This window comes from Microcoleus sp. N3A4 (assembly GCF_036701805.1).
Lineage (GTDB): Bacteria > Cyanobacteriota > Cyanobacteriia > Cyanobacteriales > Microcoleaceae > Microcoleus.
Map to the genome: position 1 here is coordinate 55,735 of NZ_JAUBRJ010000026.1, position 15,116 is coordinate 70,850.

The 15,116-nt window shown below is 44.6% G+C and carries 12 protein-coding genes; 7 read left to right on the forward strand and 5 right to left on the reverse strand.

Features of this window, described 5'->3' with window-relative positions:
• Positions 1-9: 9 nt before the first annotated feature.
• Positions 10-2,226 (reverse strand): transporter substrate-binding domain-containing protein, encoded by a 2,217-nt coding sequence (locus QUA56_RS16630; RefSeq protein ID WP_333359456.1) that lies wholly within the window; start codon positions 2,224-2,226, stop codon positions 10-12.
• Between the two features lie 1,097 nt (positions 2,227-3,323).
• Between QUA56_RS16630 and QUA56_RS16635 the strand changes: the two genes are divergently transcribed.
• The 3 genes from QUA56_RS16635 (at position 3,324) to QUA56_RS16645 (ending at position 4,422) form a co-directional block, all read left to right on the forward strand.
• Positions 3,324-3,620 carry a hypothetical protein gene (locus tag QUA56_RS16635; protein ID WP_333359458.1) on the forward strand — a complete coding sequence of 99 codons (297 nt, stop codon included), beginning with the start codon at positions 3,324-3,326 and terminating at the stop codon, positions 3,618-3,620.
• Between the two features lie 202 nt (positions 3,621-3,822).
• Entirely contained in the window at positions 3,823-4,047 is a 225-nt protein-coding gene (locus QUA56_RS16640; protein ID WP_333359459.1) for a hypothetical protein, read from the forward strand.
• A gap of 69 nt (positions 4,048-4,116) precedes the next feature.
• Positions 4,117-4,422 carry a hypothetical protein gene (locus QUA56_RS16645; protein ID WP_333359461.1) on the forward strand — a complete coding sequence of 102 codons (306 nt, stop codon included), beginning with the start codon at positions 4,117-4,119 and terminating at the stop codon, positions 4,420-4,422.
• A gap of 45 nt (positions 4,423-4,467) precedes the next feature.
• Here the strand turns inward: QUA56_RS16645 and QUA56_RS16650 are convergent, their stop codons facing one another.
• Positions 4,468-4,596, reverse strand: a complete 129-nt coding sequence (locus tag QUA56_RS16650; RefSeq protein WP_333359463.1) for a hypothetical protein — start codon at positions 4,594-4,596, stop codon at positions 4,468-4,470.
• Between the two features lie 554 nt (positions 4,597-5,150).
• Here QUA56_RS16650 and QUA56_RS16655 point away from each other — a divergent pair.
• The 4 genes from QUA56_RS16655 to QUA56_RS16670 all read left to right on the forward strand — a co-directional run bounded on the left by QUA56_RS16655 (position 5,151) and on the right by QUA56_RS16670 (position 10,104).
• Positions 5,151-5,699, forward strand: a complete 549-nt coding sequence (locus QUA56_RS16655) for a hypothetical protein (RefSeq protein ID WP_333359465.1) — start codon at positions 5,151-5,153, stop codon at positions 5,697-5,699.
• A gap of 103 nt (positions 5,700-5,802) precedes the next feature.
• Positions 5,803-8,313: a hypothetical protein gene (locus QUA56_RS16660; RefSeq protein ID WP_333359467.1), complete on the forward strand. Its 2,511-nt coding sequence runs from the start codon at positions 5,803-5,805 to the stop codon at positions 8,311-8,313.
• 98 nt (positions 8,314-8,411) lie between these two features.
• Complete coding sequence (locus QUA56_RS16665; protein ID WP_333359469.1) at positions 8,412-9,239, forward strand: hypothetical protein; 828 nt, start codon at positions 8,412-8,414, stop codon at positions 9,237-9,239.
• Between the two features lie 13 nt (positions 9,240-9,252).
• On the forward strand, positions 9,253-10,104 hold the full coding sequence (locus QUA56_RS16670; protein WP_333359471.1) for an ATP-dependent DNA ligase: 852 nt from the start codon (positions 9,253-9,255) through the stop codon (positions 10,102-10,104).
• Between the two features lie 72 nt (positions 10,105-10,176).
• On the opposite strand, the gene QUA56_RS16675 is transcribed toward QUA56_RS16670, so the two are convergent.
• From QUA56_RS16675 to QUA56_RS16685, 3 genes are read right to left on the reverse strand one after another with little or no spacing between them, the layout of a single operon-like run.
• Complete coding sequence (locus tag QUA56_RS16675) at positions 10,177-10,749, reverse strand: HU family DNA-binding protein (protein ID WP_333359473.1); 573 nt, start codon at positions 10,747-10,749, stop codon at positions 10,177-10,179.
• Positions 10,750-10,795: 46 nt separating this feature from the next.
• On the reverse strand, positions 10,796-13,507 hold the full coding sequence (locus tag QUA56_RS16680) for a hypothetical protein (RefSeq protein ID WP_333359475.1): 2,712 nt from the start codon (positions 13,505-13,507) through the stop codon (positions 10,796-10,798).
• A gap of 6 nt (positions 13,508-13,513) precedes the next feature.
• On the reverse strand, positions 13,514-15,028 hold the full coding sequence (locus QUA56_RS16685; protein ID WP_333359477.1) for a hypothetical protein: 1,515 nt from the start codon (positions 15,026-15,028) through the stop codon (positions 13,514-13,516).
• Between the last annotated feature and the right edge of the window lie 88 nt (positions 15,029-15,116).

Sequence of the window (15,116 nt, forward strand, 5' to 3'; positions counted from 1 at the left end):
TCAGCAAAATCAAGCAAAAGGAACGGAGAACAAGACACCGCCCTCGGTATAAGGCGCTTGCAAAGGGCTAGCAGGAATACCCGGGAAGTTGCGATCGCTCATTTCGCTATAGTTCCCCACTGCGGAAATCGCATTCAAAGCAAAATTATTCGACAAACCCAGACTTTCACCCACATTTCCTTCCACTCCCAAAAAGCGGCGGACAACTGGATCTGAACTATTGACGGCTTCAGCTACATTTTCTGAAGTTAAACCCAGTTCTAACGCTTCATAAAGAGAATAAGTAACTCCAGAAACCACATCCTTCCACTGGGATTGATTCTCGTCCACCACCATTGCTAAAGGCTCCTCTCCCAAGACTTCTGGAAATGGCTGATGCCGATCTCGCTGGTCTGGGGGTAAGGTGAGAAGACGAGAGATAATCAGACTTCCATCGCCAGTGATCGCATCCAATTCGCCCTTGATATAACTATCAAATATGGTGGGGAAGCTATCTAAGGCTACGATTTCCGCATTGATGCCCGAAGCACTCAACTTTTCTCGCAGAGTTGCCTCAGAAGTGGTATTTGCAGTCACGCCAATTCGGCGACCTGCAAGCTGTTCAAAAGAGGTAATTCCGCTGGCGGTTGGTGTTACCACAAATTGAGCATCGTAATTATTAATGGGGGCAAAATCTACCCCCAGCAAAGCATCCCGCTTGAGGTTGAGGGTGGCATTGCGGCTAGTTACATCAACGATGCCATTGGCGACATCGCTGAAGCGCTGAGCCCCCGTTTTCTGAATCACGAATTCCACTGCGTTGGGGTCGCCAAATAGGGAAGCTGCTAGTCCCCGACCCAAATCCACATCAAATCCGGTTAAATTGCCGTTGGGGTCAGAAAAACCGAGTCCAGGTGCATCATTTCTCACCCCAACGCGCACGAACCCCCGGTCTAAAACTTCCTGTAAAACGTTGCGGTTGTCGTTATTTACCAAGGGTACACTTAATTCGTCAGTCCCCGAAAATGGTGGATAATAAAGCAGTCCCCCAGGCTCGACAAACATTAGTTCATTGAGCTGGCGCGGCAGCACTTCGGGATTGAAATTGCGATTGTAAATCTCTTCGTAATTACCAATTTGTTGGATAACTTTCAACGCAAAATCATTTTTGAGTCCCAAAGATTCTCCTAAATTCCCTTCCACGCCTAAGAAGCGCTTACTGGCGGAATTTCCATCAAGAAATTCATTCACATTCTGGGAGTTAATGCCAAAGAATTCGGCTTGGATGGGAGCGTTGACCGCCCAGCGCACCACATCAGCCCATTCAGACTGATTTTCCGGCACGATGAGTGCTAAAGGCTCTTTAGAAATGGCTTCATCCAAGATGACTTGATTTCCCGGATTGGATAAGGTGGGAATGCGATTGCTCAGCACCCCGCGATTAATCGAAACTGCCCCCAATTGCCCCGCTTCGTAAGCGCCAAACAGAGCATCTTGCGAGGGGAAAGTTTGGATGTTGAGGGCGATTCCGGCACGTTGGGCGGCATCTATTAAATTTTGCCCAGAGCGCGTTCCTGCTAATACGCCGATGGTTGTTCCTGATAACTGCTCAACAGAACTAATTCCACTATTACCACGCACCAATACCGCTTGAGTGTCGAAGAAAACGGTAGGCGAATAATCTACTCCTAAACTGGCATCGCGGAGCACAGATTGAGTGGGCAAAGTGGCGGCGATATCCACTGCGCCACTGGCTACGCTGTTAAAGTCTTCACCGGCTTTGACGACTACGAATTCTACTGCATTCGGGTTCCCAAACAAAGCAGTGGCAATGGCGCGACTAAAATCAATGCCAATCCCACTAAATGAACCGTCGGCTTCTCGGTTGCTAAATCCGAGTGCATCTTCGTTAACTGCAACCCGCACAAACCCGCGTTTTAAGATTTCTTGAAGTTGAGATCCTGTGGGTGTTATAGTGGCAACGGGCGATCGACCTTCAGCCGCTCCAAACCGCGCATAATGTTCAAATCCGCTTGAGAAACTACCGTTGGCAACTGCTGCTGCTACCTGGGGGTTAGCATCTAGATAAAATTGCTCGTTGAAGGAAATTTGTGGCGTTCTTTTTTCAATAAAACCAAACTTTACCCAATGCTCGAAGCCGTTGGGAATAATGCCTGAAGCTACGGCTTGTGCCACGTCGGGATTTTCTTGCAGATAGGTGCTTTCGTTGTAGTTAAGAATGGTCATACTCCTGTAATTCGATAATTTGTGTGTTCAATTGGCAGGGATTCGGATAAACGCTGAATGCTGCTCCAACCGCAGCCTATTCCGGCACCTTGCTATTGTTGGATGGTTTTGTTAAGCAATAGGTGAATTATGCTATTGCTGTTGTGTTAGTCGAACCCTCGCCTTCCCTTAGAAGACAGTCAACTGCACCCACTGTTCTCCCAATCTTTCAGCACCTTTCAAAAAGTTGGCTCGATACAAATTTTTTTTGCCGGAGGCTGCTATTGCACCCATACGTCCGCTCTTGAATGCCTTGGCAGCAGTAATACTCTGATTTTTCGAGCCACTACCCCCTGTAGATTCAATTTAATCTTTTTGCAAGCTTTACTCCTCAGCTTATTTCTTTGTCATCTATCTCTAGATATATTTAAGATAAGTCTTTGGATAGATGCTTGTCAAGAGAAATCGATAAAAATTTTGTAAAGAAAAGGTCATGGAAGGTAAAAATTCAACATTTCGTTGTTTGGGCCTGAGTAACGTAGAAAAAGGTTGAGAAGAAATGCCCCAATTTACATTCACTTCTAGAGCAAATAGTTCTTGAGATAATTGGTACATCCTTATATCCCTCCGTCCATAGGGGATTTACTGATATAAAAAAGATGGACGCACTATTCTGTAAATCACGAGCTAAAAAATAGCCGTAATTTCACGCTCGACGTGCGATCATCGCGCACACTCAGAACAATATGGTAGTAATTAAGTAGAACCCCCTTTTGTAGGGTTAAACCCTGATTATAACTGTATCGTTCAAGAGCTATGAAAGTCTATTAATTGCTTCCACAGGTTGTGAAACGGCATCTTATCTCTATAATACTTCCTCTGCCCCGCCTTTGTAAGTCGGAAAAGTCGGATCGTAAAGTCGGAAAAGTCGGATCTTGCATAATCTAGTGACAATGCGCTGGGAGTGACAACCCGCCTGAAACCCAGATGGGATAAAGATTTAGCCCACTTGCTGAAGCCTTAGAAGCTTTGAGAACAGCTATATCTTATAGATTTGTGCGCTGGCTGCAACAAAATATAAACGCCCAAGCTGCATATAAAGCCTGTTTTGGCTTGGTTTGGGCTTAAAACGCAGTTTTTGTCGCGTTAAGGCAATCATTTCTGGGACGCAAGAAACTCTAGAACTGCTAGAGAAACAGCCAGAGTATCAGGCGATGGCTTACGCCCCGGCATACGCCTACGGACAAAGTAACGATTTTGCGATTCCCAACGATTTGGTTTTGGCAAACGCAATTCAAGCTTTACGGGAAATTTATCACGCAATAGTTGAATCAGAATGCTATTTTCCTGGTTGTGAACGTGAAATACCATCAACTCACGAAAAGATTCACGTCTTTGATTTACTGGGCAGTTAAAAATTACCACTTAAAGCGTCTTACCGTAGTGCTTCGCTTTTGGGCGATGATGTTTTTTCTCAAGAACTATGAATATCTATCATCATGCTTTATCAATTCAAGAAAGAATTGAATTGCACATAACGTCCAGAAACGCATCAATGTCTGGACAAGTCCCCATTTCTTGCTTTGGGACAACTAGAAAAAACTCAGAGGAACCAATATGGATTTGAAAGAATTTGTGAAGTTTCTCAAGTACGAAACTGACCTGAACAGATTCTTTGATTCGACTGCCGGGTATTGTATCACTAACCGAGTGCTTCCCACTGAATACGAAGTGCAGAAAATCAAAATTGCTTTGGCAGTAAGTGACCAGATAGAAGGTCAGCGCCCGCAAAGCACCGACGAAATCTATCTGGCAGCATATCAAATTTCAGAATCTGTTTAGTGTTTAGTTAACCTAACCCATGACCTCTCATCTTACTGAGAGGTCAAACTCAACCTTAACCTAAAACCAATGGCAAGAGATTTAAGTGCTTACAATGTACCAGAAAAACCCTGCTACACCAGCCCCTTTGGTGGTAAAAACCCAATTCCTCTAGCGCCCGATCGGCTCACATATTATTACGACCAACTTCTGAATGGAGGGAGCCAGCATTTATGCCATAGCGCAGAGAAAACCATCTGCCGAGGGGGACGAAATATCCAACTCCGATGGTTTTATGCCATCGGTATGATTAAAGAACCCACCGATGAAGCTTTCAATCAAGCTGTTGCTGAAATCACATCTAAATCTCATGAGCAAAATAGCCAAAATAACTAAAAATCACATCGAATGGTTTAAGGAACCGAAGGACTGCTTTTTCTACTATGGCAGCAACTGGTGTCCGGGTTGGGCGATGGCGCTACGCGCCCCGCCAGCTACGGTAAAATTGAACTTCCGATCGTTCCTCAATGTTTCTTTTACCTGATCCGAGATGCTTCCGGTGACTGTCATTGGCTTCCTGCTAACAAAGCTTCTTTTCGTGGGGAAGGTCAAAGTCATCTGTTTGACAGTAGTTATATGGTCAATTCCTTTGATTGGCTTAAAATCAAGAAATTCAAGCCTATCTCCTGAAATTTTATGCACTTTCTCGCCACTAATAGCGTTGCACCAGTTCGCTACTGGTTTTTCTTATCCTCAAGTTTGTTGTGTGTTTCGCTTACTATTTTGTTGACCCGCTACAGAAAATGGTCAAATTGTTTTCTTAGGTGACCAAAAAAGTGATAAATGGGTAAGCAATTTTGAAAATGCCTAGTTTTTGGATACTCAAAAAAGTGCAAATACTAAAGCAACAGTTTTAAACAATAATTCTGTAGCTTGCGAGTTTTTTGCTGATTCTATATTTGTTATTGCCGTTTTCTGGTCAGAATTTCCTTAGTCAAATTTAATTTTTGTTCCTATTTTATTTGTAAACAAAAATCAAGTTTTTGCCGTCAGAAAGAGAAATAAAATTGAGATGATATACTAAAAAAATAATTTATCGCTCGATACCAAGCTCGATTACCACCATGACAATAACAGCAGGATTCGCAACAAAAATGCTGCGGGCAACACTCGCTGACTACAACTTTTGGCCCCAATCTGAAAGCGATTCACCGCTTTCAATTAAAAGAGCTAAACTGCCATTGGATGAAGCAGCAATCCTCAGCAGAGATGCTTCAATGCGGAGAGCTGCAATCAAGGCGATGAATCCCCTAGCTCCTAGTTACAAAGCTCCGGCGAGACGACGCATTGAATACAAAACTTTAGATGAGCTGTTTCAACCTTTGATCAGAAACTCTTTGACAGAGTTAGTAGGGATGGCAACCCAAGGTTTGGCGATGGAAGAGCCTGTTTTACCAGAGACAGTATTTAGCATTTTGATGCCGATCGAACAGGTTGAATATCTAACTGAGCTTTACCAAACATTCAGTCAGTTGCAAAATACTAAAGTCATCATGGTTCACGACGATGACGGTGACAACACAAGCCCTGATGCTTACACAACTCTGATGATTGCTGGAGAATCAGTGGAATCAGAAGTTATCCTGGCTCAGGCTCTGCTGATTCAAACCTGATAAGCGCCAAAGTTCTTTCCCTCTCTTGTTTTGAATCTCTTCTCTGGTATTGACTACAGAGAAGAGATTAAATCTCGTGTATTCACAAATTAAATAAATAATCATGGCAATTAGAATCACCGCGCCAAATCAGCCAAGTATTCAAGTAAACTCTTTGCCTTATTCCTTACCTGTTACTGCGATCGCAGACAGTAACACAAATACTGACGTTCGATTTAAACTAAACGGTACAGTTGTCGGCACAGACGCCACAGCAACCAATGTCGGCACGGCGGCTGCGCCTCAATATCAATTTGGGATGAGTATTACAATTAATACTGCGGGGAATCATTTAATTGAAGTTGAGGATATTACTGGAACAGCTCCTGTCACAGTTCGATCGACCGCTCAAATAAATTTTGAAGTTAAGCTAAATACTCCAACAATTGCGCTACGAGCTCCTATTCTTTATTCAGGGCAAACTGTAGTAGTTGCTGATGTCGCATATCCGCCAACTAACTCTTTTGTCCGTTTCACTCTCAATGGCACAATTATCAAAGAATCTCCTTGGATTCCTTACGAAACAGCCATCACACAAAATGGAACTCTACGCGCTGATTTGATGGTTGGCACGAGTGTGGTTGCTACCGCTTCTCGTGAGGTTTCTCTTATTCCTCCAGAGCCGGCAATTGTTGGGCCTCAAGGTCCGATCGGCTTAACCGGCCCTCAAGGTCCGATCGGGCCTCAAGGTATCAGGGGTGAAAAAGGCGATCGCGGTGATATTGGTCAGCCTGGAACGCCCGGAGCCACTGGCAATCCAGGCCCTCAAGGCATTCAGGGAATTCAGGGAAATCCCGGCGCTCCGGGTGCGGATGGTATGCCCGGTGCAACTGGCCCGGCTGGTGCGATCGGCCCGCAAGGTATTAAAGGCGATCCAGGAAATCCCGGCACTCCCGGTGAACCCGGTACACCTGGTGCGATCGGGCCGACTGGTGCAACTGGAGCTGTAGGTCAGAAAGGCGACCAAGGAATTCCTGGTGCTGCTGGCGTAGCAGGTTCTCCCGGTGTCCCTGGTGAAAAAGGGGAACCAGGCAGTCAAGGAATTCAAGGCATTCAAGGTTTGACCGGCCCGGCTGGCAGTCCAGGGCCTCAAGGAAATCCCGGCATTCAAGGTGAACCGGGCGAACGTGGCTTACCCGGAACTCCCGGCGCTCCGGGTGCTGAAGGTTTACAGGGTGTGCCTGGGATTGCCGGCCCGAAAGGTGATAAAGGCGATATCGGTAATCCAGGAATCCAAGGGCAGATCGGTGAAAAAGGCGATCGAGGTGATCAAGGTTTAGTTGGCGCTACTGGCTCTCAAGGAAATCCAGGCTTAACCGGCCCGCAGGGCGTTCCCGGCATAAAAGGCGATCGTGGCGACCAAGGAATTCCCGGTGAAGTTGGCGCAACGGGCCCGATCGGCTTAACCGGCCCCCAAGGTTCTAAAGGTGATCGTGGTGATCAAGGAATTCCCGGCACGGTCGGTTCGCAAGGTATTCAAGGAAATCCCGGCCCTAAAGGCGATCGCGGAGAGCAAGGAATTCAGGGGATACCGGGTGAAATTGGACTGACTGGTCAAATGGGGCCCACAGGTGCAACAGGAGCGCAAGGTGCTCAAGGGATTCAAGGAATTCAAGGGCGACCCGGCTTAATTTGGCGTGGAAATTGGAACCCAACAACCAGCTACGCCATGTTTGATGCGGTTGCCTACAACGGCAGCAGCTACATTGCCAACGCGCCAAGCATAAATTCAGTACCGCCGTCAGCATTCTGGACTTTGGGAGCTAAACAAGGCGATCAAGGTCTTCAAGGACTCCCCGGAGCTAAAGGTGATACTGGTGCGATCGGGCCGGCTGGATCGCAAGGTGCAACCGGAATGCAAGGTGCAACTGGTTCTGCTGGAGCACAAGGGCCTCAAGGACTGAAAGGTGATACTGGTTCACCTGGTGCAATTGGAGCGACTGGTTTAACTGGAGCGACTGGTGCAACTGGACTGCAAGGAAATCCTGGTATCGCTGGGCCGATCGGTCCTACCGGCCCTAAAGGTGATATTGGTGCAACTGGAGCGCAAGGCTCTCAAGGAATCAAAGGTGATACTGGCGCTCAAGGCATTCCCGGCGCAACGGGAGCGACTGGCACAACGGGAGCGACTGGTCCGATCGGGGCGCAAGGAATTCAAGGTGTTGCCGGCCCTGTTGGTCCGATCGGCCCGAAAGGAGATACAGGAGCTACAGGAGCAGCCGGGCCAGCAGGAATTGTTTGGTCAGCCCCAGTTGCACTTCCCTTATCATCGGGAGTCACAGGCAGCGTAACTTACCAGACCTGCGGGAAATTGGTTCGACTCAATGTGGACGTGATGATGAATTTTACAAACAGTTCAGGGTTGTTAATTTGTGCAAATATGCCGAACACAATCTTTAACACCTGGTTCCATTCCACAGCAATGATTTTCAAATCTGACTTAACAATTGCTGCTACTGGACAATGGGGGTTAATGAGGTATCAACCAAATAACCGAGAATTAGCGTTGATGTTTGACAAAATCGTAAGTGAAACTGTGCGATGTGTCAGCAATTTCATAATGGCAGTTAACTAATCTGTGACTTCTGCCTTTTGAGTTATGCAATTTCATAGCTCTGTTTTTAATAAAGCAGGGCTAGGAAGCTCAAACTATTCAATAATCACAAGAATTAAATGCTTCCACAAATAGCAAACACTTACAACCCAACAAAGGAGTATCCTACAGGGTTTTGGTTTAGCAGTCCTAAATTTAACGGGATTCGGTGTATTTATCAAAGATTTGGCGATATCAAGGGACTAAGAAGCCATACTTTGACCACGCGATTTGTTGGACTCGATCGCCTTGAGTTGGCTTGTCAAGCCATCTGTGATGCTAATAACTTATCATTCCTTGATGGTGAACTGTTCATCCCGGGCAAAACACTTGATGAACTTACGATGTTGGTACGCGATCGAACAAACTATGACCTTTCGGAAAAGTTTGCTGTTCAGTTTAGAGTTTCTGCTGTTGTTTCAACAACAAACCCTAATCTGACAGCTCACGAAATGATTGCTCTGATGCGACAAAACATCCCTGCAACAGGAATGATAAGCCATATACCTCAAGAATTGATTCGCAGTACACCGCTCGGAGTTCTTGATGAATATACGAAAATAGTGAATTCTGGCATTTCTGATGAAATATTTCTAAGAAATCCTGATTCAGTTTATTCAGAAGTGCGATCGGACAATCTATTAAAAGTGAAAGGAATAACAAGCGGAATCTTTACTGTTGTTGGATTTACTCAAAATCCTGTAGTGAATTTCGTAAGTTATATGTCAGTTGAAGGCATGGTGAATGGAGTTAATAAAATTACTCGTGTTTACGGCTTAAACGATGAAGAGGAACAGGATCTCTGGATGAATAGAGATTCCTATATGGGTAAACAAGTCCAAATCGTTTATATGGGGCTAAGTGCTACAGGGAATTTACGAACCCCTGCTTTGGGTCGATTCGTTTAAGGAGAAAGTTTGAATGATGTTGCCACAATTAGCCAATACTTACAGCCCAACAAAAAACTATGGGGTAACAGAATGGTTTAGCAGCCCTAAACTAGATGGAGTCCGCTGCTTATATGAAAATATGACCAGTGGATTGAGAAGTCGATCGGGATTGACTCGATATTCAGGAATGACTGAGATTGAGGAAATATGCGAAAGTATCCGATCGACTAATAATCTATCTTTTATAGACGGTGAGTTGTACATCCCTGGAACTCTTTTTGATGTTATCTCAGGAATTGTCCGCAGTAGAAAAACTGTAGAATCTGTAGTAGCAAATAAACAAAAAGTTCAATTCCGCATCTTTGCGATCGGGTTCAATCAATTCCCGACAATGGAGACGGTTCATGAAGTAGATCAGCTCAAGCAAATTTTCCCAGCAATGGGGAAAGTTAGCTACGTCCCTCAGAAATTGATTGAAAATAATCCTTTGGTAATCCAAACAGAAGCTGAGTTTATCAAAAGCTCTGGACTCTCAGATGAAGGGATAATGCTGCGGAATCCGAACTCTATTTACTCCGGGGTTCGATCGAACAATCTCCTAAAAGTGAAAAACTTTGTTAAGAACAACTTTACGGTGGTTGGGTTTACCAAAGGTAGTGGCAAATATGCAAAGTCTCTGGGTAATTTACTGATTCGGGGAATGATTAACAATCAAATCATCAATAGTCGAGTGGGGATAGGATTTACTGACTTGGAGCGATCGACAATATTTGCAAACCAAGCTGATTATTTAGGCAGAACGCTGGAAGTGGTTTATCTTGGCGTGACTGCTACAGGCTCTCTACGGCATCCAGTATTTTCGGGATTTGCCAGAAATTACTAAATAAAATAGAGCAAGAAAAAAGCTTGAGTAGTGTACATCTACTCAAGCTTTTTTCTGTCTGGTTCAAAACTATTATTTGACGATTCCTACCAGTTCCGGCACTTTCCCCGCTAATTTCCAGCCTGTGCTAGGCGAGTAAACCGGGGTGCTAGCGTTAACTCCCCAGCCTGGTAGTTCACTTGTTGGTACTTCAACGAAGGAACTGTCAGGAGCTTTGATTTGCCAGGTTTGCTCAGGATGAGTCAAGGTTTTTTGCGCTAGCAAGTCGGCTGGAATAGGAGGAGGTTGAATGCCTGCAACAGGAGGAACAGGAGCAACAGGAGCGACAGATTGAGCAGTAGATTCAGCAGCAGGTGCAGGCTGTGGTTGGCTTGGATCTGGCTGAACTAAAGTCAAAAAGGATTTGCTGAAAGTCAACTTAGGTCTGCGAGAAGCTTTAAAAGTGATAGCTTCTCCAGTCCGAGGGTTGCGTCCTTGACGTTCAGGTCGATCGGTAGCTTTTAAAATCCCTAACCCTTCCAATGGTAGTTTTTCACCATTGCGGAGAGTGAGTGACATGAAGGCTACTGCTGAATCCCATACCGCGTTAACGGTACTTTCAGAAAATCCAGTTGAAGCTTTTACGTGGTCAGTTAAGGCAGACATGACTAATGCTAACTAATGAATATTTTAATTATGCACTATCAAATGATTAATTTGGTGGTAGACCAAAATCTTCAGGGGTATAAAGTCCTGCTGGCATCTTATTTTCTAAGTAATCGATCTGTTCTTGAGAGAGCGAGCGATTATAGAGCCGAACTGTTTTCGTGATAATTCGTCCACTTTCCTCCATATATTTGCCGTTGGTGTAACAGCGCATCTCGCGAGTTTCGCCGATCGCAACCTTACTCTGATACTCTTTCGGTATCCATCCAAGCGGAAAGTACCCGACATTTCTGGTACTTTCAGGGAAGCTCATATCAACGCCAAGTTCCATCCGTGCTGCCACTTCTCCCGCAGCAGGCTTCATTCGCTGAACAATCCGAATCAGAACATTTTGCCCTTTCCATTCACCTTTACTCCAGACATTGGGTTCTTGCTTGTGAACGTTGTAGGCGTTGAAATAAGGCAAAGTATCAGGGTTTTCTTGTAAATCAGTCAAAATCTCTTCCCTAAATAAGTTGAACACTAGCGACCCGGTACTTAAAGCAGTAGCATTGGTATGAACCGCTCTCCAGTAAGCAGCCGCCCAACTTTTTTCGCTGAAAGCTGCGCCATCATCAGTCGCAACATGATTTAGCGCAAATTCTTTGAGAGCTTGAAATTTAGCCGTCACCTCACGGATTTTGGTAGTATCGCCATCATTTTGAGTTTTCCATTCGATCGCCACCTTCATTTCCTCTGCATATCCCTTCCGCTGTTCAAAAGCAAAATCTAATTGCCTTCGATCAACCACAACGCCCACAAAAAGTGAATTCTCAAAGGAGTTGATGTCGATGTTGGTTTCCAATTGAGCTGGTCGCCAGTAGGTGTTAACGACTCTGACCAGTCGGGAGATAGTATCGATCGCATCGTCGGCAACCGCACAGGGTCGAGATAAATAAACCGCATCCTCTTTGAAATCTTTGAGCCAGGGGATTTTCCCGCCATCTCCGAGAGTGTTGAGATATTCGGTAACAGCTTGTAAACCCTTGTCATTATTGGGATATGCCGATTTTAGGGAGTCAACAGCGATTTGCAATTCCTGACTGAGAAAGTCGATGATTGCCATTTCTTTGGGAGCAGTCTGCATTCCCCCCGGCGGGATGTTGAGGACTATATTTTCAGCACCTGCACCTCGGGCCCGACCCAGAAGTGAAGCCACAATCCCAGTGCTGTCATTCATGCTGTTAACGGCAACTTGTTGGAGAGTTCCAGGCAACGCCATTTTTGGAAGTTTGTCAACGGATGGAGGTTTGTCAAAGTTGGCGATCGCATCTCTCAGAGCTGGATACTCCTTGGATGCGATGAGCTGAACAAAGTCCCCGTCAAAGTCTCTGCCCAAATTCAGCATGAGTTTTGTCGAGGCTGCCATCAATCCATAGCCTTTGGCATAAGTGCCTTCATGACGGTTGATCCAAAGCTGACAGTCTCCCCAGTGGCGCATTGGATTGCAAAATACGATGTACTCACCGACTGGCATCCCCGGTGCACAAAATACTTTTTGGCTAAAAGTCGTTACGTTGTTAGCGTCCGTAGTTTCGTATTTTTGGAAATACTCGTCAGGCTGGGACATCAGTGACCAGAAACGAACTCCGGCTGCTTTGGCTAAATTGAGCCAAACGGCACGAAGCCTTTCAGCTACTTTCCCGGTGATGTAGGGATGCAGTAACAATCTCCCTTTTATGTCATATTTAATAATCTCCATTGCTGTATTGACATATTCAGCTTCTGACTGGATACTCTCGCCTTGTTCACGCTCTTGCGCTGCTTCTACTTGATGAATTCGTAACTCAGTAGCCAAGGCTTGAATAGAGTTAGTAGCAGCAGCTAGCTTTTCACATTTAGCTCGAAGTCGGCTGATAATTTTGTCTTGTTCCAGAGTTTCAAATTTAAACCATTGAAATAGCATCCAGCCCGCTTTTGCTGTGCGTTTTTCCGCCTCAAATACCAAACCACACAGCAATTTATCTCTGTAGTTTCCGAGGGCTGGTTTATTACCTTTTAGAGAACTCCAAGGAATGACAAGATCATAGCCAGAGTCATCTAGTGCGGGATTATAGGCGATCGTCCCTTTGGCTACCCATTTTTTAAATGCAGCTATCCTAAACTGAATAGGAATATCAGCATCAATTTCATCAGGATTAAATTCGACTGTTCCCGCGCCGAGTAATTGCATAAATTCTCGGGAAGCTTTTCCGTGACTGTCTCCGCTGTTCCAGTGCCGTTTATTTATTGGGTCATCTTGCGGATTTCCATTTGCATCTCGGGCTGTATCATCAACAATGACATAATTGAATTCTCGCCCAATTAAATGTTTGCATCCTGTGTGAAGAATACTGCCGTAAATGATTCGTTTCCATTGTTCAGTTGTTTTGAGTCCATAATACTCTTTTCCAATGGGAGCCAAGTTAAATGTGAATCTGCCGTGGTTGCGGGAGTTGCTAGCTAAATCCAGTTGATATCGATCGGTTTTGTTAGCTATAAATGGATTTAGCAAAGCTGCATTTTTGGTATTTTCTGGAATTTCACCAATGCAAAATCTATCTTTCCCAACATCTTTGTGCAACCCTGAGAGCAGGGTATTTCGCAAAGTTACTTTGGGAGTATTTGACCAATTTTTTGCAATGCAATCCCACACAGACAAAACAGCAACAGTTGATATTTTTGCCAGTGTTTCGTCTGCGCCATACCAGTCGTATTTGAGGTCATATTCTGTTGGCATATCTGATTAAATGAAGTCCATAAAGTTCAGCCTACCTGTTGCTATTCGAGCAACTTTGTCGGCTCCTAATAATGCTACAATCGCTTCTTGTCCAGTGACTTGAACCGGGTTATCAGGATTAGTTAGATTATAACAAATAGCATACTCATTTTTAGCATCTAACCCCAGTCCTACAATTTGGCTCATACTAAGTCGAGCAGTGTCTCGCATCTCTTTAGCTGAGGCTTTGAATTTGTCCAATATTTCGATCGCATTAGTGTCGTACATGGAAGCTACCATCAAATTAAATCGGTTAGGATTGTCGGCTAAATCTCCAAAGATATAGAGAGTTTTTGCTAGAGCAGTTTTGTTTCGCATCGCTAAAATAATGATGATTGAGACAATTAAAATCGGGCCAGCCATTGCCAACAAAAACATCCAGGCAGTAACATTCATATTCGTCGTACCAAAAACAGTCATTAGCAGAGCTTCGTTAGCTTTTAAAGCAGAAGCAGCAAAAAATCTTAGTGCTTGAGCTCCAGAACTTCCTGAAACTTTGAGTACAATCGAAGTTACGCAATGAGTGAGAGCTGAAATTAAACTGGCTGGCATTCCAATCAGAGTCATACAACTGGTCAAGAACCAGCTTGCTATGCTAGAGATTATGCCTGCTGTAATCCCTACAGTCGCCAAAGCACCACCTACAGCAACTATTGGTGCTACGACTGGGACAATTACCAAAGCGCTTGCGTTAACTTGGATACTTCGGATTGATAAAATCCGATCGTTGTAAATAGAGTTGATATCGTAGTTGCTATGACCTATTACTGTTCCTGTTCCTGTTTCTGTTCCTGTTCCTGTTCCTGTTCCTGTTCCTGTCGTAGAACGTAGAATTTTGGGAGAAGGGATAGGTGCATCACCCATAGCAACCAAACTTCTAGCCACATTGTTATATTTAGCTCGTGTTCTACGTCGATCGTTTAATTTTAGTCGCTCATCTTGCAATTCTTGGTAATATTTATCTCGTAATTTTCTAGCTTCTTCTTGCATTTGAAGCTTTTTCTGATTAATTGATGACCAAGCAGAACCCATAGCGTAATCGATTTTAATCCCTGTCTTTGACAGTTCTGGTAGATTTAGGCTGTTGTTGAAGGCATTTATAACATCACCGTAAATACCTCTTTCTGTGCTTGTCGAAGTTAGTACAGAGAGTGCTTTCTCGCCGGCACCAGCTAAATTATCATAAACTTTGCTGTTGTAAGCTCTGTTTATGCCGTGGGATGTTTCCAGAAATGCTGTACCACATTGACCTATTAGCGCCGGAAAAGCTGTTACATTTTGTGATGACTCAATCCAACTCAAGATAGCTTTACCTCCCGGATGGCTTAATATTCCTTGAATTAGTGGCTGTTCCATCAACCATTGTTGGGGAGCATTCATTATCTTTTTGATTTCAGCAACCCCAGTTAGCGATTGAAAATTTGCCCAGACATCGCCTATTTGATCGGTGATATCTGGTGATTCTGGTGTTTCTGTTGGCATAGCAGTTGTGCTGGATACTTGGTAAATACTTGTTAGAGTATTATAGCTCAACTCACACTGATTGATACCTACACTGGGTAATTATGGC

Bases quoted from the DNA above. Each gene is read 5' to 3' on its own strand.
- QUA56_RS16630 (WP_333359456.1), bottom strand. From the start codon at position 2,226: ATGACCATTCTTAACTACAACGAAAGCACCTATCTGCAAGAAAATCCC.
- QUA56_RS16640 (WP_333359459.1), top strand. From the start codon at position 3,823: ATGGATTTGAAAGAATTTGTGAAGTTTCTCAAGTACGAAACTGACCTG.
- QUA56_RS16645 (WP_333359461.1), top strand. From the start codon at position 4,117: ATGGCAAGAGATTTAAGTGCTTACAATGTACCAGAAAAACCCTGCTAC.
- QUA56_RS16650 (WP_333359463.1), bottom strand. From the start codon at position 4,596: ATGACAGTCACCGGAAGCATCTCGGATCAGGTAAAAGAAACATTGAGG.
- QUA56_RS16655 (WP_333359465.1), top strand. From the start codon at position 5,151: ATGACAATAACAGCAGGATTCGCAACAAAAATGCTGCGGGCAACACTC.
- QUA56_RS16660 (WP_333359467.1), top strand. From the start codon at position 5,803: ATGGCAATTAGAATCACCGCGCCAAATCAGCCAAGTATTCAAGTAAAC.
- QUA56_RS16665 (WP_333359469.1), top strand. From the start codon at position 8,412: ATGCTTCCACAAATAGCAAACACTTACAACCCAACAAAGGAGTATCCT.
- QUA56_RS16670 (WP_333359471.1), top strand. From the start codon at position 9,253: ATGATGTTGCCACAATTAGCCAATACTTACAGCCCAACAAAAAACTAT.
- QUA56_RS16675 (WP_333359473.1), bottom strand. From the start codon at position 10,749: ATGTCTGCCTTAACTGACCACGTAAAAGCTTCAACTGGATTTTCTGAA.
- QUA56_RS16680 (WP_333359475.1), bottom strand. From the start codon at position 13,507: ATGCCAACAGAATATGACCTCAAATACGACTGGTATGGCGCAGACGAA.
- QUA56_RS16685 (WP_333359477.1), bottom strand. From the start codon at position 15,028: ATGCCAACAGAAACACCAGAATCACCAGATATCACCGATCAAATAGGC.